Origin of the sequence: Pigmentiphaga humi (genome assembly GCF_900606115.1) — a bacterium.
Taxonomy (GTDB): Bacteria; Pseudomonadota; Gammaproteobacteria; order Burkholderiales; family Burkholderiaceae_B; genus Pigmentiphaga; species Pigmentiphaga humi.
On sequence record NZ_UWPJ01000005.1, the window covers coordinates 170,468 to 191,060 of the forward strand.

18 protein-coding genes are annotated in these 20,593 nt (G+C 67.8%); 9 read left to right on the plus strand and 9 right to left on the minus strand.

The genetic code is table 11. The features are described from left to right. The first annotated feature begins 98 nt into the window (after positions 1-98). Both PIGHUM_RS01130 and PIGHUM_RS01135 read left to right on the plus strand, forming a co-directional pair. Positions 99-1,088: a Bug family tripartite tricarboxylate transporter substrate binding protein gene (locus PIGHUM_RS01130; RefSeq protein WP_124077406.1), complete on the plus strand. Its 990-nt coding sequence runs from the start codon at positions 99-101 to the stop codon at positions 1,086-1,088. Between the two features lie 47 nt (positions 1,089-1,135). Continuing rightward, a complete protein-coding gene (locus PIGHUM_RS01135) occupies positions 1,136-2,857 on the plus strand; it encodes a CocE/NonD family hydrolase (RefSeq protein WP_124077407.1) in 1,722 nt (573 codons plus the stop codon). Between the two features lie 27 nt (positions 2,858-2,884). On the opposite strand, the gene PIGHUM_RS01140 is transcribed toward PIGHUM_RS01135, so the two are convergent. From PIGHUM_RS01140 to PIGHUM_RS01170, 7 genes are read right to left on the minus strand one after another with little or no spacing between them, the layout of a single operon-like run. Further along, positions 2,885-4,657, minus strand: a complete 1,773-nt coding sequence (locus PIGHUM_RS01140; protein WP_124077408.1) for an ABC transporter ATP-binding protein — start codon at positions 4,655-4,657, stop codon at positions 2,885-2,887. Positions 4,658-4,673: 16 nt separating this feature from the next. Next, on the minus strand, positions 4,674-5,537 hold the full coding sequence (locus PIGHUM_RS01145; RefSeq protein WP_124077409.1) for a class I SAM-dependent methyltransferase: 864 nt from the start codon (positions 5,535-5,537) through the stop codon (positions 4,674-4,676). A 34-nt stretch (positions 5,538-5,571) separates the two neighbouring features. Beyond that, on the minus strand, positions 5,572-6,396 hold the full coding sequence (locus PIGHUM_RS01150; protein ID WP_160142091.1) for an IclR family transcriptional regulator: 825 nt from the start codon (positions 6,394-6,396) through the stop codon (positions 5,572-5,574). A 43-nt stretch (positions 6,397-6,439) separates the two neighbouring features. Continuing rightward, complete coding sequence (locus PIGHUM_RS01155) at positions 6,440-7,534, minus strand: beta/alpha barrel domain-containing protein (protein WP_124077411.1); 1,095 nt, start codon at positions 7,532-7,534, stop codon at positions 6,440-6,442. A 10-nt stretch (positions 7,535-7,544) separates the two neighbouring features. Beyond that, positions 7,545-8,345 carry an enoyl-CoA hydratase/isomerase family protein gene (locus PIGHUM_RS01160; protein ID WP_124077412.1) on the minus strand — a complete coding sequence of 267 codons (801 nt, stop codon included), beginning with the start codon at positions 8,343-8,345 and terminating at the stop codon, positions 7,545-7,547. Continuing rightward, positions 8,342-9,577 carry a CaiB/BaiF CoA transferase family protein gene (locus PIGHUM_RS01165; protein ID WP_124077413.1) on the minus strand — a complete coding sequence of 412 codons (1,236 nt, stop codon included), beginning with the start codon at positions 9,575-9,577 and terminating at the stop codon, positions 8,342-8,344. Before PIGHUM_RS01165 ends, PIGHUM_RS01160 begins: the two co-directional genes overlap by 4 nt. A 6-nt stretch (positions 9,578-9,583) precedes the next feature. Beyond that, positions 9,584-10,558: a tripartite tricarboxylate transporter substrate binding protein gene (locus tag PIGHUM_RS01170; RefSeq protein ID WP_124077414.1), complete on the minus strand. Its 975-nt coding sequence runs from the start codon at positions 10,556-10,558 to the stop codon at positions 9,584-9,586. 276 nt (positions 10,559-10,834) lie between these two features. Here PIGHUM_RS01170 and PIGHUM_RS01175 point away from each other — a divergent pair, with 276 nt between their 5' ends. The 3 genes from PIGHUM_RS01175 to PIGHUM_RS01185 all read left to right on the plus strand — a co-directional run bounded on the left by PIGHUM_RS01175 (position 10,835) and on the right by PIGHUM_RS01185 (position 13,970). Continuing rightward, positions 10,835-11,815: a tripartite tricarboxylate transporter substrate binding protein gene (locus PIGHUM_RS01175; RefSeq protein WP_124077415.1), complete on the plus strand. Its 981-nt coding sequence runs from the start codon at positions 10,835-10,837 to the stop codon at positions 11,813-11,815. Positions 11,816-11,877: 62 nt separating this feature from the next. After that, complete coding sequence (locus PIGHUM_RS01180) at positions 11,878-12,840, plus strand: DUF6282 family protein (protein WP_124077416.1); 963 nt, start codon at positions 11,878-11,880, stop codon at positions 12,838-12,840. After that, complete coding sequence (locus PIGHUM_RS01185) at positions 12,837-13,970, plus strand: CobW family GTP-binding protein (RefSeq protein WP_124077417.1); 1,134 nt, start codon at positions 12,837-12,839, stop codon at positions 13,968-13,970. The genes PIGHUM_RS01180 and PIGHUM_RS01185 overlap by 4 nt, the downstream gene beginning before the upstream one ends. On the opposite strand, the gene PIGHUM_RS01190 is transcribed toward PIGHUM_RS01185, so the two are convergent. Next, positions 13,945-14,937 carry a LysR substrate-binding domain-containing protein gene (locus tag PIGHUM_RS01190; RefSeq protein ID WP_246012877.1) on the minus strand — a complete coding sequence of 331 codons (993 nt, stop codon included), beginning with the start codon at positions 14,935-14,937 and terminating at the stop codon, positions 13,945-13,947. The two genes, PIGHUM_RS01185 and PIGHUM_RS01190, sit on opposite strands and share 26 nt — an antisense overlap. Before the next feature lie 203 nt (positions 14,938-15,140). On the opposite strand from PIGHUM_RS01190, the gene PIGHUM_RS01195 reads away from it, so the two are divergent. The 3 genes from PIGHUM_RS01195 to PIGHUM_RS01205 are packed head-to-tail and all read left to right on the plus strand — an operon-like array spanning position 15,141 to position 18,670. Then, positions 15,141-16,136 carry a Bug family tripartite tricarboxylate transporter substrate binding protein gene (locus PIGHUM_RS01195; protein ID WP_124077419.1) on the plus strand — a complete coding sequence of 332 codons (996 nt, stop codon included), beginning with the start codon at positions 15,141-15,143 and terminating at the stop codon, positions 16,134-16,136. A 56-nt stretch (positions 16,137-16,192) separates the two neighbouring features. Beyond that, positions 16,193-17,056, plus strand: coding sequence for an amidohydrolase family protein (locus PIGHUM_RS01200; protein WP_124077420.1), 864 nt, complete (start codon positions 16,193-16,195; stop codon positions 17,054-17,056). Between the two features lie 33 nt (positions 17,057-17,089). Continuing rightward, complete coding sequence (locus PIGHUM_RS01205; protein WP_124077421.1) at positions 17,090-18,670, plus strand: acetolactate synthase large subunit; 1,581 nt, start codon at positions 17,090-17,092, stop codon at positions 18,668-18,670. 31 nt (positions 18,671-18,701) lie between these two features. Here PIGHUM_RS01205 and PIGHUM_RS01210 read toward each other — a convergent pair whose 3' ends face one another. Continuing rightward, the gene (locus tag PIGHUM_RS01210; RefSeq protein WP_124077422.1) at positions 18,702-19,436 is read right to left on the minus strand and encodes an SDR family NAD(P)-dependent oxidoreductase; all 735 of its coding nucleotides are present in this window, start codon (positions 19,434-19,436) and stop codon (positions 18,702-18,704) included. Positions 19,437-19,550: 114 nt separating this feature from the next. On the opposite strand from PIGHUM_RS01210, the gene PIGHUM_RS01215 reads away from it, so the two are divergent. After that, entirely contained in the window at positions 19,551-20,591 is a 1,041-nt protein-coding gene (locus PIGHUM_RS01215) for a cyclase family protein (protein ID WP_124077423.1), read from the plus strand. The last annotated feature ends 2 nt before the right edge of the window (positions 20,592-20,593 follow it).

Here is a 20,593-nt window from a genome sequence, read left to right on the forward strand (position 1 = left end):
AATTCAAACCATACCCGATATGACAACTATCTGTTGGACTCATATCGAAACGCTCTCTACCATGCGGGCCTATTCGACCACATTGCCGGAGACACACCATGGAACGCCGTTTTTCTCTCGCGCATTTCCTGGGCCGGGCCGCATTTGCCCTGGCCGCCGCTACCACCGCATCGACCAGTTTCAGCCAGCCGGCGGATTGGCCCAAGGGCCCGATCGTCTTCGTGGCGCCGTTCTCGCCCGGCGGCGGCGGGGATTCCCTGACACGCCTGTTCGGCAATGAACTCAACAAGGTCACGGGAACGCCATTCATCGTGGAAAACCGGCCCGGCGCCGGCGGCAACATCGGCACGGCCGCCGTGGCCCGCGCCGCGGCGGACGGCAACACGGTCGTTTTCGGCACCATGGGCACGATGGGCACGAACCACGCGCTCTACAAGAATCCCGGCTTCTCGATCGGCGACTTCGAACCCGTCGCCCTGTTCGGAAGCACCCCGCTCGCGCTGGTCGTCAGCAAGGACTCGCCATTCCGCAAGCCCGCCGACATCATTGCCCATGCCAGGCAGCATCCGGGCGAGCTGAGCTGCGCTTCCGGCGGCAATGGCACGGTTTCCCACCTGGCCTGCGCGCTCCTGCAGCAGATGACCGGCATCGAGCTCAGCCATGTTCCCTACCGCAGCTCATCCGCGGCCTACGTCGACATACGGGCGGGCCGGGTGTCCTTCATGATCGACGTCACGCCCCCGCTCATGCCGCAGATCAAGGACGGCAACCTGCGCGCGCTGGCCGTATCGATGAAGCAGCCGGTCCCCGCCCTGCCCGACGCCCCGCCGCTGGCCGACACGGTGCCGGGCTATGAAATCTTCTCCTGGGACGGCATGTTCGCCCCCAAGGGCACTCCCGCCGCGCGCCTGGACAGGCTGCACGACATCGTGGCCACCGCCGTCGGCAATCCGGAATTCCGCCAGGCCATGAGCGAACGCGGCTACATGCTGGCCGCCATGCCGCGCAAGGAATTCGCGGATTTCGTGAAGAAGGAATCCGTCCGCATGGTCGAACTGGTGCGCAAGATGGGCGTGACGCTGGACTGAACCTCACGACGAAATATCCAACCGAAGACACGCGATTGAAGCTAGACATGAGCACACAAGAAACACGTGAAACGCGGCAGGCGGGCGATCTGACCATCGCCGTGCGCAAAGACATCCGCGTGCCGATGCGCGACGGGGTCGAACTGGCCATCGACGCCTACCATGGCGTGGAGGACAAACCGCGCCCCGCGCTGATCGCGATGAGCGCCTATGGCAAGGAATTGCAGGCGCTGGCCTTGACCATGCCGCCGCAGCGGCGGCCCAGCCCCATGTGGGACGGCTGCATCGAAGCCGGCGATATCGCACGCGTGGTCAAGGAAGACTACGTCCACGTCATCGGCGACATGCGCGGCACGGGCGACTCCGGCGGCGTGATGATCGGGAACTACAACTTCGGCGGCGTCTCGCAGGGGCAGGACCTCTACGACCTCGTCGAGTGGGTGGCCGCGCAGCCGTGGTGCGACGGCAATGTGGGAATGATCGGCATTTCCTACTTCGGCTCCATGCAGGTGCTGGCGGCGGCCGAGCGGCCGCCGCATTTGAAGGCCATATTTGTCAGCGGCGGGCATTTCGATTTCTACGAAACCACCTACCATGGCGGCATCATGTGGTTCATGCCGCGCGCCGCGCGCGAAGGGCGCGGCGGCGACTCCGGCATCGCCCACACCAACGTCAAGTCGCGCATGCAGGAGGTGTACTCGCCCGAGGAGCTGAAAAAGCTCGTCGATGCTCGGCTGCGGGATCCGGACGTGGCCGCCTGGCCCAACCTGCTCCACGTCCTCAAGTACCCCAAGAACCGCGAGTTCTGGTTCGACATCGTCATGAATCAGTTCGACGGCCCCTGGTACGAGGAACGCAACCCCGTCACGCTGGCCAGGAACATCGACATCCCGGTGTACCTGCAGATCAACCAGGGGCGCGGCTGGACGGTGGACGGCCATATCGAACTGTTCGAGGTGCTCAAGGGACCGAAGAAGCTCGACATCGGCCCCTACCCGCCCATGCAGTCGCGCCCCTGGATCGAGGAGCACGACAAGATGTTCCGCTGGTACGACTACTGGCTCAAGGGCAAGGACAACGGCATCATGGACGAACCGGATGTCAGCGTCTATGTCGAGGGCTCGCGCCAGGTGATCGGCGCGCAGCAATGGCCGCCGAAGGAGGTGGACTACCAGCCGCTCTACCTTCGCACGCGCCGCAAGCTCGCGCCCGAGCCCGAGCTCATGGGTCCGGAACACGCGACGCCCGACGGCTTCCACCAGGCGCCGCTCACCGTCACCGACAAGGTCGAGATCCTGTCCTGGAGCACCGAACCGTTCACCGAGGCGGTCGAGATGATAGGCACGGGCGCCGCGCATCTGTTCGTGGCGATCGACCAGGACGACACCAACCTCATCATGCGCGTGTGGGACGAGGTGCCGGGCGGCAAGCGCCAGCTCCTCACCACGGGCTTCCTGAAGGCGTCGCACCGCGAGCTGGACCCGCGCACGACCGAAGGCAATCCTTATCATCCGCACACCCGGGCCGTGCCGGTGACGCCGGGCAAGATCGAAGAGTACGTACTGCGCCTCTACCCCTTCGCCGCGACCCTGCTGCCGGGCCATCGCCTCGTGGTGGAGCTGATGAACGACGAGCCGCTGATCGACGACCACAACGCGCTGCTGCCGCCCGATGCCTACCACCTGCCGGTGGGCCGTCCGGTCACGCACCAGGTCTATCGCGACGCCCTGCATCCATCGAGGCTGGTGCTGCCGTTCACGAAACGCTGAACGCCGGCGCCGCGAGGCCGCGGCCGCTCACAGCCCGCTCGATGCCGCGGCGGGAGACCCCGGCCGCTCGCCGATCTGCTGGCGCCACATCGCGTAGTACAGGCCCTTGCCGGCCAGCAGTTCGTCATGGCTGCCCTGCTCTACGATGCGGCCCTTCTCCAGCACGAAGATGGTGTCGGCCTGCATCACCGTCGATAGCCGGTGCGCGATCATTATCGTGATCTGCGTGCGGCGCTCGCAGATGCGCCGCACCGTCTCGTTGATCTGTTCCTCGGTCAGCGAATCGAGGGCCGAGGTGGCTTCGTCGAAGATCAGCAGCCGCGGCTGGCGGATCAGCGCGCGCGCGATCGACAGGCGCTGTTTCTCGCCGCCGGACAGCTTCATGCCCATCTCGCCTATGGTGGTGTCCAGCCCGGCGGACGACTTCTCGAGCAGGTAGGCGCACGAGGCCTGCTCCATCGCGGCCACCATCTCCTCGTCCGAGGCGTCGGACTTGACCAGTTGCAGGTTCTCGCGGATCGTGCCGGCGAACATGTGCGCTTCCTGCGTCACGAAGCCGATCTGCCGCCGCACCCGGTTGAAGCGCAGCGACGTGGTGGGCTGGCCGTTGTAGCGCACGGTGCCCCGGTCCGGGTGGTACAGGCCGACCAGCAGCTTGACCAGGGTGGACTTGCCGGAACCCGACGGCCCCACGAACGCGACGGTCCGGCCCACCTCGACGCCGAAGCTGACGTCCGCCAGCGCCCAATCCGCGGCGCCGTTGTGGCGAAAGCTCACGCCCTCGAACCGCACGTCGTGCAAAGGCCCGACGTCGACCGCGCCGGGCGCGCGCCGCTCCACCGGCTTTTCCATCAAGGCGGCGAAGTTCGACAGCGATGCATCGACCTCCCGGTAGGCCAGGATGATGTTGCCCAGCTCCTGCAAGGGCGCGAAGATCGCCACCGAGATGAACTGCATCGCAATCAACTCGCCCGTGCTCAGCACGTCGCGGAAGATCAGCCACAGCAGCGCGAACAGGATGGACAGCCGCAGGAGGCTCAGCGTCATCCCCTGCAGGAAAGACAGCATCCGTATGCGCTTGACCTTCTCCATCTCCAGCGCGAAGATCGCCATGGTCCGCGCCTGCAGGCGGCGGATCTCGGGATAGGTCAGCCCCAGGCTCTTGATCAGCTCCACGTTGCGCAGCGATTCGGTGATAAACCCCGAATTGCGGTTGGTCTCGCGCACGATGGAGCGCTGCTGGCCCTTGATCTCGCGGCTCAGCAAGCCGGTCAGCCCGCCCAGCACCAGCACGCCGACCAGGAACACGGGCACCAATAGCCAGCTCTTGGCGAACGAATACCACACCAGGAAACCCACGCCCACCACCGCGGCGAACACCGTGTTGACGAAGGTGTTGATGAAGCGCTCGCAATCGGCGCGGACCTTCTGCAGCAGGGACAGGACCTCGCCGCTGCGCAAATCCTCGAACTCCTGGAAGCGCAGCCGCAGCACCTGGCGCAGGCCGTCGTTGAAAAGCTGGGTGCCGAGCTTCTGCACCATGAGGCGGGTCAGGTATTCCTGCACGGCACGCGCCAGGCGGGACAGCACGGCGATCAGCACGGCCAGGCCCAGCAGCGCGAGCACGCCGGTGACGAGTTCGTGTTCGGTCTTGCCGGCGCGATGGACGGCGTACTCGTCGATGATGCGGCCGAAGATGATGGGGTCGACCAGGGCCAGGATCTGCGAGGCGCCGGCCAGCAGCAAGGCCAGCAGGGCCAGGGAGCGATGGGGCTTGAGATAGGTCCACAGGAGGTGCATGGAACGCCTCGGGGGCCTAGATCGACGCGACCAGCAATTCTTCGGCGTTGTTCGGCGGCCGCAGGCCGTCGGCCCTGTCCTTGAAATAGCGCCGGGCCAGATCCGCCGCCGATACGTGGCGAGCCTCGGCGAAGCCCGCTTCGCGGGCCAGGCCGAGGATCTCCGGCGGCCGGAAGAAACTGACGAAGGGCGTGCCGCTCGCCCGCGCGCCCCGCTCCGCCATCTCCAGGCCCGGGCGCACGTCGTCGTCCGCCATGTCCAGCGGCAGCAGGAAGGTCATGACGAAGGTCGAGCCGTGCGCCAGCGCCGCGACCTGCCGCAGCGTCTGCCGGTTCGCCTCGCGCGTCAGGTACATGCTGACGCCGGTGGAAACCACGACGGCCGGCTTGCCGGCGTCGAAACCCGCGGCCTGCAGGCCCTCGCGCCAGGAACCGCCAGCCTCGAAATCCACCGGCACGAAGCGCAGCCAGTCCGGCACGCCCCAGCCGAGTTCGATCAGGCGCCGCCGCTTCCAGGCCTGGGGGCCCGGTTGATCGACCTCGAACACCCGCAGGCGCGAGGCCAGCTCCGGCCGGCGCTGGACGAAGCTATCGAGGCCCGCGCCCAGGATCACGTACTGGTCTACCCGCCCCTGGCCGGCCTGCTCCGCCACCAGGTCTTCGATGTAGCGGGCGCGCGCCACGATAGACGCGCGGAACGGCCGGGTGAACGCAGGATCCATGTCGCCGCGCTGCTCCCAGCCCGCGTCGGGCGCCAGCAGCTGCAGGCCGATCTCGTCCTCGAGCACGTGCGGCGGCGCATCCGCCCGCGCGTGCAGGGCCCGCCACAACGCCACGCGTGCCGCGGTGCTGTCGGGAACCTCGTCGAATCGCTCGGTCATGGTCGTCGGTCCGGAAATGGGCAGGCTCCGGCCATCATAGCCGCGCGCCCGGCGCCGCCTTGTTTCCATCGGCAAGCACGGGCCGCGGCGCAGGCGCCATGACGGCCTGGAGCGTTGCGCGCCCCTGCAGCGCCACGCCTATCTGCCGCAGGCGCTCGACCAGTTGGTCGCGCTGGCGGACGATCTCGTCTTCAGGGCCGCCCAGCCCGATGGCCAGGTCCATCTGGCCCGGCACCGGCGGCAGGGCCATGGCGATGACGTTGCGCCCGGGCACGACCCGCCCCCGGCTTTCGGCCCAACCCCGCTGGCGGCAAACCTCGATGTCGGCCAGCAGTTCGGGCACCGCCACCTTGCAAGCGGGATCGGCCTCCTGCGCATTGGCGCGGCGGGCGATCAGCGAGATCTCGGCATTGCGCAGCCCGGCCAACAGTATCTTGCCCACTGCCGCGCGGCACACCGGCCGCAGGATGCCGGTCGCATAAGGCGGCAGGCCGGTGGTTTCGGCGCACAGCGTCACGATGTAGCGCACGTAGATGCCCTGGCGCATGCCCAGCAGCACCGAATGCCCGAATTCGCGCCGCAGCCCTTCGAGCAATGAGATCAGGCTGCCGTTGCCGAAGATCTCGTCGTGCACCCATGAACCCAGCAGCATCACCCGCAGGGTCGGGTAGTAAGCGCGCGTGGACGGGTCGTAGCGCAGGTAGTCCTGCGCCAGCAGGCTCTTGAGCAGCAGCGAGGTGCTGGACTGCGGATAGCCCAGGCACTGCGACAGTTCCTTGACCGTCGCGGCGGCGTGGGTCTGAGCGAAGAACTCGAAGATTTCCAGCACCCGCCGCGCCGACTTGATCGTCCCTTCCATTGTCTCCACGCCTCGTACCGTCCGGCGTGGCGGCTCGGGGCCACTATTTGCCGGCCGGCGCGGCCGGTTTGATCCAGGGCCGCGCGTTGCCTTCATAGACCGAGGGCCCCAGCCGGAAATGCTGGGCCTCCTGGAAAGTGTAGACCACCGGGACCTCCGGGCTGTAGAGACGGTCCGCCGAAGGCAGCGGGCCATTGCGCGCCACCTGCGAATGCAAGGGCCGGCCCAGTATCTCGGACAGCCGCGCCGACGCATCGACCAGGCGGTCGAGGTCGATGCCCGAGTCCACGCCCAGCACCTGCAGCAACTGGACGAAATCCTCGGTCGGGATCATGCCGGTGGCCTGGCCGTTGCCGCAGTACGGGCACCCGCCTATGCCGCCCAGCGCCGTATCCGCCACCAGGGTGTCGCTGGCGTCGAGCAATTTGAGCGCCTCGTACATGGACAGCATCGCCATGCCCCGGGCGTTGTGCAGATGAAGGTGGAAGATGTCGATGGAGGGAAAGCGCCGCTTGATCGCTTCCAGATCGCCCGCCACCTCCAGCGGGGTGTTCCACGCCATCGGGTCGGCCAGATCCACGCGCCTGACCTCGATGCCGGCCTCCTGCCACGCGTCGACCTGGCGCTGCAGCGTATCCAGCCGCGCCGACTGCGTGAATTTGCCGCTCCAGTTCGATCCCCAGCCGGCGCTCAGCCCGACCGCCGCCTGCGTCGCGCCCGCCGCGCGGGCCTTCTCCACCGGCGCGCGCCAGATCCGCTCCTGCCCCTCCATGGTCTGGTTGGTATTGCGCTGCAGGAATACTTCGCACATGTGCAAATGCGTGGCCGGCAAGGGCTCCACGCTCAGCGGGGGGACATGCCGCTTGCGGTCCTCGCGGCCGCGCTCGTTCAGCGCCAGCGCGAAGAACTCCACGCCCGGCACCGGCCGCAGCCGCTCGACCAGGCGCAGCGTGTCGGCCATCTGCGGACTCCACTTGGGATTGACGAAAGCCCCCACGACGAGGCGCCGTATGCCGGCGCCGACCAGCATCTCCAGCAGTTCCAGCTTTTCGTCGACGGTCACGCCTTCGCGTTCGATCTGCAATCCGTCGCGCAGCGTTTCGTCGGTGATCAACACCTTGGGCCATGCGGTCTTCATCTGTCTGCTCCTATCGATTACGCCATACCGGCTTGCGCTTCTCCAGGCGCGCGCGTATGCCTTCCTTGCGATCCTCGCTCAGGTAGGGATTGGCGCCGGGGTCCTGGCGCAGCGCCGCCGCCACCGGCAGTTCCAGCCCGCGCAGCGCCACGGCCTTGACGCGCCGGACCGAGATCGGCGCATTCTCGGCGATCTTGCGCGCCATCTCCAGCGCTACCGGCAGCACCTCGCTCTCGGCCACCACGCGGTTGAGCAGCCCGATCCGGTGCGCTTCGGCCGCGTCGATATATTCGCCGGTGAACAGCATTTCCAGCGCGATGCCCGGCGCCACCCGCCGGGGCAGCAGCACCGAGCCGAAATTCGCGCCCATGCCGATCTTGGTCTCGGGCAGGCCGAAGCGCGCCCCGGCATGCGAGATGCGCAGATCGCAAGCCAGCGCCAGTTCGAAGCCGCCGGCGACCGCGCTGGCGTTGAGCGCCGCGATGGTGGGCTTCTTCGCTTCCAGCACCACCTCGAACACATTGCGCTCGACCCGGTTCATGGGCGAACGGAAACGCGCCCCGGCCTCGTCGTTGCCGCGCATCTCCTTGAGATCGCCGCCGGCGCAGAACGCCGCATCGCCGGTGCCGGTCAGCACGATGACGCGCACCTCGTCGTCTTCCTCCGCGTCCAGCACCGCCTCGATGACGGCCATCATCAGCGAGCGCGACAAGGCGTTGCGCCGTTCGGGGCGGTTCAACCTCAGCAGCCGCACGTGGCCGTCGGTCGATACGACCAATTCCGCCTCGCCGGCGGCATGGACCTGGTTCATTGCCGTTCCTCCCGTTCGACGCCATGGACGATGCCGTCGCGCAGGGCCGCATCGATTTCATCCTGGCCGAAGCCGCATTCTCTCAGTACCGCGACGGTGTCCTCGCCCAGCCGCGGCGCGGGCCGCGTTTCCGGCCGGTTGCCGCCGGAGAAGGCATTGGGCAGGCCGATCTGCCGGATCGCCCCCTCGCTGGGATGATCCACGCGGGAGACGAAGCCGGCGTCCTCCAGGTGCGGATCGTCGAGCAGGCTTTCCAGCGTGTTGTAGCGCATGGCCGGCACGTCGATGCGCTCGAGGATTTCCAGCCATTCGGCCGAGGTCCTGTCCCGCAGCGCGCTCGCGCGCAGCGAGTAGTAGTCCAGGCTGTTGGCCGTGCGCGCGGCCACGCTGCAAAAGCGCGGATCCGTCTTGAGCTCCGGCCGTCCGATGGCGTCGAAGAAGGCGAAGGCCTGGGCGTCGGTATTGGGGGAAATGGCGATGTAGCCGTCCTTGGTCGGCACCGGCCGGTTGTCGGCATTGAGGATGCGGGCGTCGCCGACCGGGCCGATGGGCGGGTCGAACGTCAGATTGCCCATGTGCTCGCGCATGACGAAGGCCGCCATGGTTTCGAACATCGGCACTTCGATGGACTCGCCCACGCCGGTCCGCGTACGCCGGTACAGCGCGAAGCCGATGGCCTGCGCGGCGATCTGGCCGGTGATGTGGTCGGTCATGACGAAAGGCACGAAGCGGGGTTCGCCGCTCGACGCCTCGAACGCGCCGGCCACGCCGGAGACGCTCTGGATGACGGTGTCGTAGGCGGGGCGTCCCGCATAGCGCCCCTTGCGGCCGAAAGCCAGCACCAGGCAGTGGATGAGCCGGGGATTGACCGCACGCAGCGATTCCCAGTCCAGCCCGAGCTTGTCCAGCGCGCTCGCCCTCATGTTGGTAATGAACACGTCGGCGCTTTCCAGCAGGCGCCGCAATACCGCCCGGCCGCCTTCGGTCTTGAGATCGATGCAGACCGAGCGCTTGTTGCGGTTGAAGTTCATGAACTTGCCGGTCATGCCGCGGTGGCGCGCGCCGCCGCCGAGCTGGCGCATCAGGTCGCCGTCCGGCGCCTCGACCTTGATGACCTCCGCGCCATGGTCGGCCAGCGCCAGCGTGCATGCCGGCCCGACCACGACGGTCGACAGGTCCACCACCCGCACGCCGGCGAGCGGCCCCTGTTCCGCAGTCTTCGTTGCTTCCATGATTTCCTATTCCTGCTTGATGCCGATCTGCCGCACCAGTTCGCCCGACTTCCTGATGTCCGCCAGGAGGAAGCGATTGAACTCGGCGGGAGTATTGCCGACCACTTCCGATCCGTCCGAAGTCAGGCGCGCGCGCACGTCCGGATTCTTGAGCACCTGGGCGATGCCGCGGCTGATCTTATCGAGAATGGCCGGCGGCGTCTTGGCCGAGGCCACCACGCCAAACCAATTGAAGAACTCGTAGTCCTTGACGCCGAGCTCCTGCATGGTGGGCACATCGGGCAGCATCGGCGTGCGCTGCGTGCTGGTGACCGCGAGCGGGCGCAGCTTGCCGGCCTGCATCAATTCCCGGGCGGTGACCTGCGCCACGAAGGCGAAATCGACGTCGCCCGCCGCCACCGCCGCCGCGGCGGGCGCGGCGCCGCGATAGGGCACATGCACGGCCGGCATGCCGGCCGCCAGGCGCAGCATTTCGGCGGTCAGGTGGCCGCCGCTGCCCACGCCCGCCGAACCGTAGTTCAGCGACCGCTTGCGCGATAGCTTGACCAGATCGTCGATGCTGGAAAGCGAGGACGAGGCGCCCACCACCAATGTGAGCGGCGAGGTCACCACCATGGAGACTCCGGCCACATCCTTGTTGGCGTCGTAGGGCAGATCCTTGTAGAGGCTGGGCGCGAGCGTGTAGGACGTATAGACGAACTGCAGCGTGTAGCCATCGGCCGCCGAATTCAGCATGGCGCTGGTGGCCACGATGCCGCTGGCGCCGGTGCGGTTCTCCACCACCACGTTCTGGCCGAGCACTTTTCCCAGCGGCTCGGCGATGATGCGCGCATAGGTGTCGGTCGAGGCGCCGGGCGGCGAGCCCACCAGCAGGCGCAACGGCCGCGACGGGAAATCCGCCGCCGCGTCCGCGGCGGCCGCCGGGCCGCCGAACGTGAGCGAGAGCCCCGCCAGCATGACGCCCAAGGTCTGTTTCAACATGTGTGCCTCCCTGTCGTGTGATTCGCCGCGGCCGGTGCATCGCCGCTGCCGTGGAGCGGATCATAAGAATCCCCCGGCGCCGGGGACAATGCAAAACCGCTCCGTCCGCCGCGAAATCACATATGTGATTTCACCCGCTGCACCGCACCAATCCGGTCCACGGCGGCGGCTGTCGATCTACAGTCCCGATCTCCCCAGCGTGCCTGCCAGGCCGTGACCGGCCGTTCCGTCCGCGCCGGCGCCGAGGTTCTTCCCAGAAAATCTACAGGAGACACCATGCACCGCCACCCCCTATCGTCCGCGCCGCGGTACGCCGCCGCGCTGTTCGCCGCCCTGCTCCTGCCCGTCGCGGCATTCGCCCAGGGTTCCTACCCCGCCAAGCCGGTGCAGATCATCGTCTCGTGGGCGGCCGGCGGCAGCATCGACACCATGGCGCGCGGCTTCGCCCGCGCCATGAGCCAGGAGCTCGGCCAATCGGTCGTGGTGGAGAACCGCGACGGCGCCTCCGGCATGATAGGCACTGCCGCCACGGTGTCCGCTCCGCCCGACGGCTACGTGCTGAACTTCGGCCCCATCACGCCCATCACCAACGCGCTGCACCTGATGAGCAAGCCCGCCTACGGCGTGGACTCGCTCGAGTACGTCTGCCAGGTCTTCGAGAACCGCTTCGCGATCGCCGTCCCGCAGAACTCGCCCTACAAGACCCTGCAGGACTTGTACGCCGCCATCCAGGCCTCGCCGGGCAAGCTGAGCTACGGCCATCTGGGCGTGGGCAGCATCACGCATCTCTCGCTCGAAACGGCAATACAAGGCCGCAACTTCTCGGTCACCGGCGTACCCTACCGTGGCGAGACCCCGATGTTCCTGGACCTGCAGACGGCGCGGCTCGATTTCGGCATCGTCACCGTGGGCAACACCCTGGCCACCTCGCGTCCGGTGCGCATACTGGCCGTCATCAGCGACCGCCGCCACCCCGAAATGCCCGACGTGCCGACGCTCAAGGAACTCGGGCTGCCGTCGCTGCAGCCTGCCCTGGTCGGCCTGATGGCGCCCAAGGGCACGCCCGCGCCGGTGCTGGCGAAGCTGGAGGGAGCGTGCAAGAAGGCCGTGGAGACCGACGTCATGCAATCCGCGGTCAAGATGCTGCGCGACGAGATCGTCTATAAGGACCGCAAGGCTTTCACCGCCAGCGTGATGCGCGACTACGAAGAGAAGGGCACGCTGGTCAAGCGGCTCGCGATCCCGCCGCAGAACTGACGCCGCGCCGGACCAGGCCCGGTCCGGCCGCCTGCCAACCACACCGCGCCCAGGAGGCAAGCATGACCGACGACTCCACCCTGCACGGCCGCTACGTGCAAGGCCCCTTCGATCTTACCGACTGCGTGGACCTGCACGTGCACTCGGCGCCCTGCCTTTTCCCGCGCCTGGGCGACGACCTCGACATGGCACGGCGGGCGCGCGACGCCGGCATGCGGGCCATTGCGCTCAAGAGCCACCACGAAAACACCGTCTCGCGCGCCTACCACGCCCAGACGGCGGTGCCGGGCCTGCAGGTCATCGGCGGCGTCACGCTCAATCAATGCGTGGGCGGCGTCAACCCGGCGGCCGTCGAAGCGGCCTTCATGCTGGGCGGCCGCATCGTCTGGGGGCCGACCGGCCACGCCTGCTACCACGGCACCATCACCGGCGAATTCGGCAAATGGGGCGTGCCGGGCATGGTGCTGCCGGGCAGCGAGCGGGGCGGCGTCACCGTCCTCGGCGCCGACGGCCGGCTGACGCCCGAGATCCTCGACATCCTGGACCTGGTCAAGCAGTACGACGCCCTCTTCTGCACCGCCCACCTCAGCCCCGACGAGATCTCGCTCATCGTCGACCGCTGCGCGCAGATCGGCGCGCGCGTCCTGGTCAACCACATCTATTACTTTCCACGGGTCGACATCGACTATGCCGAGGACATCACCCGGCGGGGCGCCTACGTCGAGTTGTGCTCGACGCTGCTCATCCCGTCGCGGCACCGCAAGGAACTGCGCTACGACTACGAGCTGATGGCCGAGACCATCAAGCGCGTGGGCGCGGCGCGCTGCGTCATGTCCACCGACGGCGGCGGCATGATCTCGGGGCTGTTCCCCGACGAACAATTCCGCATGTTCGGCCAGCGCCTGCAAGGCTACGACGTATCGCTGGGGGACATCTACCGCATGATGCGCGACAACCCCACCGAGCTGGCGGCCCTCACCGACAGGGCGCCGCTCGGCCCGCCCGCGCGCGGAGCGGCGGCATGAACGCGCCCGCCGGGCCGGCCGAAGGGCGCGCGGCGCGCGTGCCGGTCACCGTCCTGACGGGTTTCCTCGGCTCGGGCAAGACCACCCTGCTCAACCGCATCCTGACCGAACGCCACGGCCAGCGCATCGCGGTCATCGAAAACGAGTTCGGACCGGAAAGCATAGACACCGACCTGCTGGTGCGCGAGGCCAGCGAGGAAATCGTCGAAATGAGCAACGGCTGCCTGTGCTGCTCGATGCGCGGCGATCTCGCCCGCGCGCTCGAGGAGCTTGCCCGGCGCCGCGAACAGGGCAGCCTGCGGTTCGAACGCGTCGTCATCGAGACTACCGGCATGGCCGATCCCGGCCCGGTGGCCCAGACGATATTTCTCGAACCCGGCGTAGCGTCCGCCTACCGGCTCGACGCCATTCTGACGGTCGTCGATGCCTGCCACGGCGTGCGCACCCTGGCCGCCCATCCCGAAGCGCGCGCCCAGGTCGGCTATGCCGATCGCCTGCTGGTCTCCAAGGTGGACCTGGTCGACGGCGCCGAACTGCCGCCCCTGGCCGACGCACTCGCGCGCATCAATCCGCGCGTGCCCATTGCCTGGATGCGCCGGGGCCTGACCGACCTCGACGCCCTGCTCGACGTGGGCGCCTTCGATGCCGCGGCGGTGTTGCACGACCATGCGGCGCAAGACCGCCTGCATGGCGATGACCACGGCGATTGCCGCCACCACGGCCACGGCGCCCACGGCCACGCCGTGGCCGCGGCGGCCGCGGAACACACGCCCGACGTCGGCTCCTTCGCCTTCGCCACCGACCGCCCCTTCGACGCGGGCCGCCTGGAACAGTTGCTGTCGGCCCTGGCCGAAGGACTGGGCACCGACCTCTATCGCTGCAAGGGCGTCCTGTGGGTGGCGGGCGAGGCGCGCCAGGTCGTCGTGCAGGCGGTGCAGCTGACGATCGCCATCGACCGGGGGCAGCCATGGGGCGCCGGCCCGCGGCGCAGCCGCCTGGTATTCATCGGGCGCGATCTTCCGGAAGATGCCATTCTCGACAGCCTCGCCCGGTGCCTGGATCCCGGGCCGGCCGAGCTGTCGGAGGCGCTGCCGGATGCCTGCTTCACGTCGTCGAGCCGGGAAGAGTAGGCCCGGCGGCATCCCGGCGCTTGCGCGCGCCCGCCTTGCCGGCGTCTTGCACCGAGGCTTCGAGGCATTCGAACAGGAGCCGGGCGCTGGGAGAAAGAGTGTGCTTGCCGTTCCAGGTAATGCCCACCCGGCCGATCAATGCCGGCATGCGCAGGGGAAGGATGTCCACGAGGTCGGGCGTCGCCGGCGTGTTGGCGACGTGGCCGGCCAGGCAGGCGATGGCGTCGGTGCTCTGCAGGTAGGCCAGGGTCAGATGCACGGACAGGGTCTCGATGTAGTCGTTGGGCATGGGCACCCCGTGGCGCTCCAGCTCGCGCTCAAGCGGATCCCTCAGCAGGGCTCCCCGCGGCGGCAGGACCCAGGGATAGCCCTGCAGGTCGCGCCAGCCGAGATTCTCCTTGCCGACCAGCGGATGCGTACGGCGAACGACGAGCATGACGGGCCGTTCGATCAGGATTTTTTCTTTCAGCTCGTAGTCGGAACGGATCCAGGGCAGCCGGCCGACGACCATGTCCAGATCCCCCTTGCGCAGATCGGGAATCAGGCCGTTGAGGGTGCCTTCCTTGATGCTGACCGTGGTGGCCGGGGAAAGCGCCTTCATCCTGGTCAGCGCCGCGGGCAGCAGCGTGGAGATGACGCCCTGCATCGCGCCGATCGAAACCCTGCCGGACGTTCCCTGCACCAGATCGAGCAGTTCGTCGTTGGCCTGGTGCACCTCTTTCAGGATGTTCTTTGCATAGCGGATCAGGCATTTCCCGTATGCATTGGGGCTCAGCCCCATCGACGTGCGCTCGAACAGGATGACGCCGAGCCCTTTTTCCAGCTCGCTCAGCGCCTTCGACACGGCGGGCTGGGTGACGTGAAGGTGGTCGGCAACCAGCCGAATGCCGTGGAACTGGTCGAGCGCGACGAGCAGCCGGAGGTGGCGGGTCTTCAGATTCGTGCGTAGGTAAGCGTCGAGCTGCACCAAGTTCCGATCCCCCGTATGCCAACCGATCCGCGAAGCGGGCGGCGATAACCAAAAGGTTATCAAAAACACGGTTTTATTCAATGGGTACTCATTCCCCCCCGGTCTCATAATGCGCGGAAGACGCCCCCCGACGGGCGCAAGGAAGCGCCGCGAGGCCGGACTCCGGTCCGGCACGCGGACGACCAACGAGGAGACATGCTATGCAATGGCAGAAACGCAATCGTTCATGGATCTGGAGTGCCCTGGCATTGTTCGCCGCCACGGCGGCGAGCGCCTCGGCGCAGGAAAGAGAGCACGCGTCGTTTCCGTCCCGTGCCCTGACGCTCGTCGTGCCGCTTGCACCGGGAGGCGTGGCGGACATCACCGCGCGCATGGTCGCGCAGAAGGTCAGCGAGAGCGTCGGCCAGAGCGTCGTGGTGGAGAACCGTCCCGGCGCCGCCAGCGCGGTGGCGTCGGTGGCGGTGAAGAACGCCAAGCCCGACGGATATACGCTTTTGCTGAACGGCAACGGCAGCGCGATCAGCGCTTCGCTATTCAAGTCGCTGCCCTACGACGTACAAAAAGACTTCGTCTGCGTCTCGACCATGGGACGCTTCGACCTCGTCGTGCTGGTCGATGCCCAGTCGCGCTTCAAATCGATCGCCGACATCATCGCGTACGCGAAAGCCAATCCGGGCAAACTGAACATCGGCACCGTCACCGCGGGCAGCACGCAGTTCCTGTCCGCAGTGCTCTTCACGTCCATGGCCGGCATACAGGCGCCGGTCGTGCCGTTCAAGTCGACCGCCGAGGTGGTCAACGCCGTGCGCGGCAGCCAGGTCGACCTCGCGTTCGAAATCGTGCCGCCCGTCCTCAGCCAGCTCCGGGCGCACACCATGCGGGCACTGGCCATTACCTCTCCGGAGCGCTTTGCGGGGCTGCCCGAGGTTCCCACGCTGAGCGAAAGCGGCGTGCAAGGTTACGAGGCGTCGTCCTGGAACGGCATTTCGGTGCCGGCTCAAACGCCGCGCCCCATCGTCGACCGCCTGAGCAAAGAGATCAACCTGGCCCTTGCCGATCCCGCGGTCGCGGAAAAGCTCAAAGAACTCGGCATTACGCCGCTCGGAAGCACGTCCGATGAAATGTGCGAGCACATGAAGGCGGAGATCGGGAAGTGGCGGACCGTCATCATGGAGGCGGGCATCCCGCAGCAGTGACGGCGCCACGGCAGCCTCCCGTTTCCTCCCTCGCCGGCCCCCGTATGGAGCACTTCATGCAACAGCGCATACTCGACATCCACCCTCACGTCATCTCGCCGGACACGGACAAGTATCCGCGGGCGCCGCTGGGCGGCAACGCATCGGGGTGGTCCCGCGCAAGACCGGCCACCGCCGAACAGCTGGTCGCGGCAATGGAAGAGGCGGGCGTGGCAGGCGCCGCCATCGTGCAGTCTTCCACCTGCTACGGCTACGACAACGCCTATGTCGCCGATACGGTCGCGGCCCACCCCGACCGCTTCACGGGGGTGTTCTCCATCGACGTGCTGGCCGAGGACGCCCCTCGGCAGATCCGCCACTGGGTGGACCGGAAGCTGTCGGGACTGCGGCTCTTCACGACGGGCAGCACCATGTCGGGACAGGCCGACTGGCTGGCGGACGCGCGGTCGTTTCCCGCATGGGAATGCGCCGCGGAACTGGGCATCCCGGTCTGCGTGCAGATGCGTCCGGAAGGCGTGCCGCAGCTCGAGGTCCTGCTCGAACGTTTTCCCGGCGTCCGCGTGATCCTGGATCACCTGATGTTCGTCGCCATGGACGACGGCCCTCCCTATGCCGCCGCCGGCGTGCTGTTCCGCCTGGCCGAGCACGAGAACGTCTTTCTCAAACTGACGACCAGCTCGGTGCGCAAGGCCGGCACGGCCCCCGCCGCGCCGGACACCTTCTTTCCCGAACTGGTGAAGCATTTCGGCGCCGACCGGATCGCCTGGGGTTCGAATTTCCCGGCATCCGAAGGCAGCTTGAAAGAGATGGTCGGCGAAGCGGTCCGGGCCTTGTCCTGCCTGCCGGACGCCGATCGCGCGCGCATCTTCGGCGGAACCGCCGAAACCCTGTATCCCGCCTTGAGGAATGCGGGAAAGTAAGGACGGCACTGCAATCACGAGGAATTCCCGGGCATGGCACCGATCCCTTCATCCACCACAGGCGCGGACGCCCTGTGCGACACCCTGCTGAACAACGGCATCGACGTCTGTTTTGCCAACCCCGGCACATCGGAGATGCACTTCGTCGCGGCCCTGGACCGCAAGCCGCAGATGCGCTGCATCCTCGGGCTGTTCGAAGGCGTGGTCACGGGGGCTGCGGACGGCTACGCCCGCATGGCCGACAGGCCTGCCGTCACCCTGCTCCACCTCGGGCCGGGGCTGGCCAATGGCCTGGCCAACCTGCACAACGCGCGGCGTGCCCAGACCCCCGTCGTCAACGTCGTCGGGGAACACGCCACCTACCATGTGAAGTTCGACGCACCGCTGACGTCGGACATCGAAGCGCTTGCCGCGCCGATGTCCCATTGGGTCAGGACCATCGCCGCGAGCGACGCGGTCTCGTCCGATGCGGCGGACGCCATCGCCGCCGCGTGCAGCGCGCCCGGCCACATCGCAACGCTGATCCTGCCCGCCGACGTTTCCTGGGGCGACACCAAGGGCGGCAGGGTGGCCAAGGCGAAGATCCCTCCCCCCGCCTCGCCTTCCGGCGACGCCGTGCGCGCGGCCGCCGCGGCGCTGCGCAACGGCAAGAAGACGGTGATCCTGGCAACCGGCAGCGCATTGCGCGCCCGGCCCCTCGAAACCGCCAGCCGCATCGCGCAGGCCAGCGGCGCCCGGCTGCTGGCCCAGCAGGCCAACGGGCGCATGGAGCGCGGCGCCGGCAGGGTGATCGTCGATCGCGTGCCATTCAACGTGGATGCCGCGATCGACGACCTGGCGGGAACCGAGCAGATCGTGCTGGTAGGCAGCCGGGTGCCGGTCGCCTTCTTCGCCTATCCCGGCAAGCCCAGCACCTTGCTGCCGCCCGCATGCCGGATCGTCGAGCTGGCGTCGCCGGACACCGACCTGGTCCAGGCGCTGGACTGGCTGGCCGACGAGCTGGCGATACCGGCCTCGACCCGGCCCCTGCTGGACGCCACGCCGCCGCCGGACCTGCCCACGGGCGCGCTGACGGCCAGGTCGACGATCGTCACGCTGGGCCGCATGCTTCCGGACCACGCGATCGTGTGCGACGAATCGGTAAGCTCGGGCCGCGACCTGTTCGCCTGGACGCGGGGCGCGCCGCCGCATGATTTCCTGCCCATTACCGGCGGCGCCATCGGCCTCGGCCTGCCCCTGTCCATCGGCGCCGCCGTCGCCTGCCCCGGCCGCAAAGTGGTGTGCCTTCAAGCGGACGGCAGCGGCATGTACACCTTGCAGGCGCTGTGGACCCAGGCCCGCGAGCGGCTCGATATCGTGACCGTCATTCTTTCCAATCGCAGCTACGCCATCCTGCACGGCGAACTGCGCAAAGTCGGAGCCGGCACGGCCGGCCGCAATGCGCGCCGGATGCTCGACCTGGACGATCCGGCGCTGGGCTGGGTGAAGCTGGCCAACGGCCTGGGCGTCGAAGCCGCCGCCGTGGACACCGTCGAGGCCTTCGTCGATGTGCTGGGCATGGCGATGAAACGGCCGGGGCCGTTCCTGATCGAAGCCGTCCTGGCGCCAGGGTAAGCGCGCCGGCCCCGCCGGCGCCCGGCCCGGGTCATGCCGTGCCGACAGTCAGGCCGCCGCACACGTACAGGACCTGGCCGGTCACGTATCCGGCCCGGGGATCCATGAACATGGCCACGGCATGGGCGACTTCGTCGGGACGGCCGAAGCGGCCTACCGGTATGGTGGCTTCCAGTTTGCGCGTGCGGGCGTCCCCGGGCGGATTGGCCTCATTGAACAGTTCGGTGGCCACCGGGCCGGGCGCGACCGTGTTCACGGTAATGCCATGCGGCGCCAATTCGAGCGCCCAGGTGCGCCCCATGCCGACGATGCCCGCCTTGGACGCGCTGTACGTGCTGCGGCCGGGCTTGCCCAGCGCCGACCGGCTGCCGATATTGACGACGCGTCCGCGGCCCGCGGCCCGCATGGCGGGCAGCAGCCCCTGCAGCAGAACAAGCGGCGCAATGAGGTTGAGCGCCAGGGTACGCGCCATCTGATCGGCCGAGATGCGTTCGATCTCGTTGACCTCGATCATGCCGGCGTTGTTCACCAGATGCAGCACCTGGCGGCGGGCGGCAAGCCCGTCCACGGCGCGCCGCGTGGCGTCGCCGTCGGCCAGGTCGACAGACACGAAGACTTCGCCCGGCAGCAGCGACGCCGGCGCGCGCCGGCTGAAGTTGAACACCTCGTACCCGTCGTCGATCAGGCGCGCCGCGATGGCGCGCCCTATGCCTCGGCTGGCGCCCGTCACCAGGGCGGCGGGTTTCTCTGCAACAGTTGAATTCACGATGCTGCTCCTGTAGTCCGGCGCGGTTCGAACGCGGGCCGCTTTCTTTTAAAAGTACGTAAATACGTATATTATGTTTTTACGAAGAGAACCACCAGTATGGAGGCAAGCGGAATGACTCGATGGAGACGGCGCCCGGAAGGTTCCACCTGGGGGGACTTCGGACAGGACGACGAATTGGGCCGGCTGAACCTGCTGACGGAAGAGAAGGTGCTCGACGCCGTTGCCGAAGTGCGCGCCGGCAAGGTGTTCTGCCTGTCGCTGCCGCTCGACCTGCCGGGAGGAAACGCGCTGAACGCGCGCCGCCATCCTCCGGTGCTGTCGCCGACGCTGCGCGACGGCGTGCCGTACATGAACTTTCCCATGTCGCGCATGCAGGAATCGGCCATCGACGTGCTGTCGGACGACCAGGTCACGCTGTGCATGCAGTACTCCACGCAATGGGACGGCCTGTGCCACGTCGGCGCATGGTTCGACACGCAAGGCGACGGCGTGCTGCGCCGGGTCTATTACAACGGCTACGAAGCGGGCGTGGACGTGCTCGGCGGCGAGGATGCGGGCGACGGCCATGCCGGGTGCTGCGCAGCCGGCGGCTCGTACGCGCACAAATTGAGCGTACGGCGCTATGCGGAAAAAGGCATGCAGGGCCGCGGCGTGCTGGTCGATCTGGCCCGCCATCTGGGGCCGGGACGCACCGTGGTCGGCCATGACGTGCTCCAGTCCGTCATGCGCGCGACGGGCGTCGAGATCGAGCCGGGCGACATGCTGGTGCTGCGCACGGGTTTTGCCGAGGCCGTCGTCGCCATGGGGGGCGAGCCCGACGTGCACGAACTGGAACGGACCGGCGCGGTGCTGGACGGCGCGGACGCCCTGCTGCTGAACTGGATCAGCGAATCCGGGATCGCCGCGATCTGCGCCGACAACTACGCGGTCGAAGCCTATCCCGCCCGGACTTCCGGCCCGGGCCACTCCATGCTGCCGCTGCACCACCATTGCCTGTTCAAGCTCGGGGTGCCGCTCGCCGAGCTGTGGTATCTGCAGGCGCTGGCCGACTGGCTGCACCAGCACGGCCGCAACCGCTTCCTGCTCACCGCCCCGCCGCTGCGCATGCCCGGCGCGGCGGGCTCGCCCGTCACTCCCATCGCCACCGTATAGCC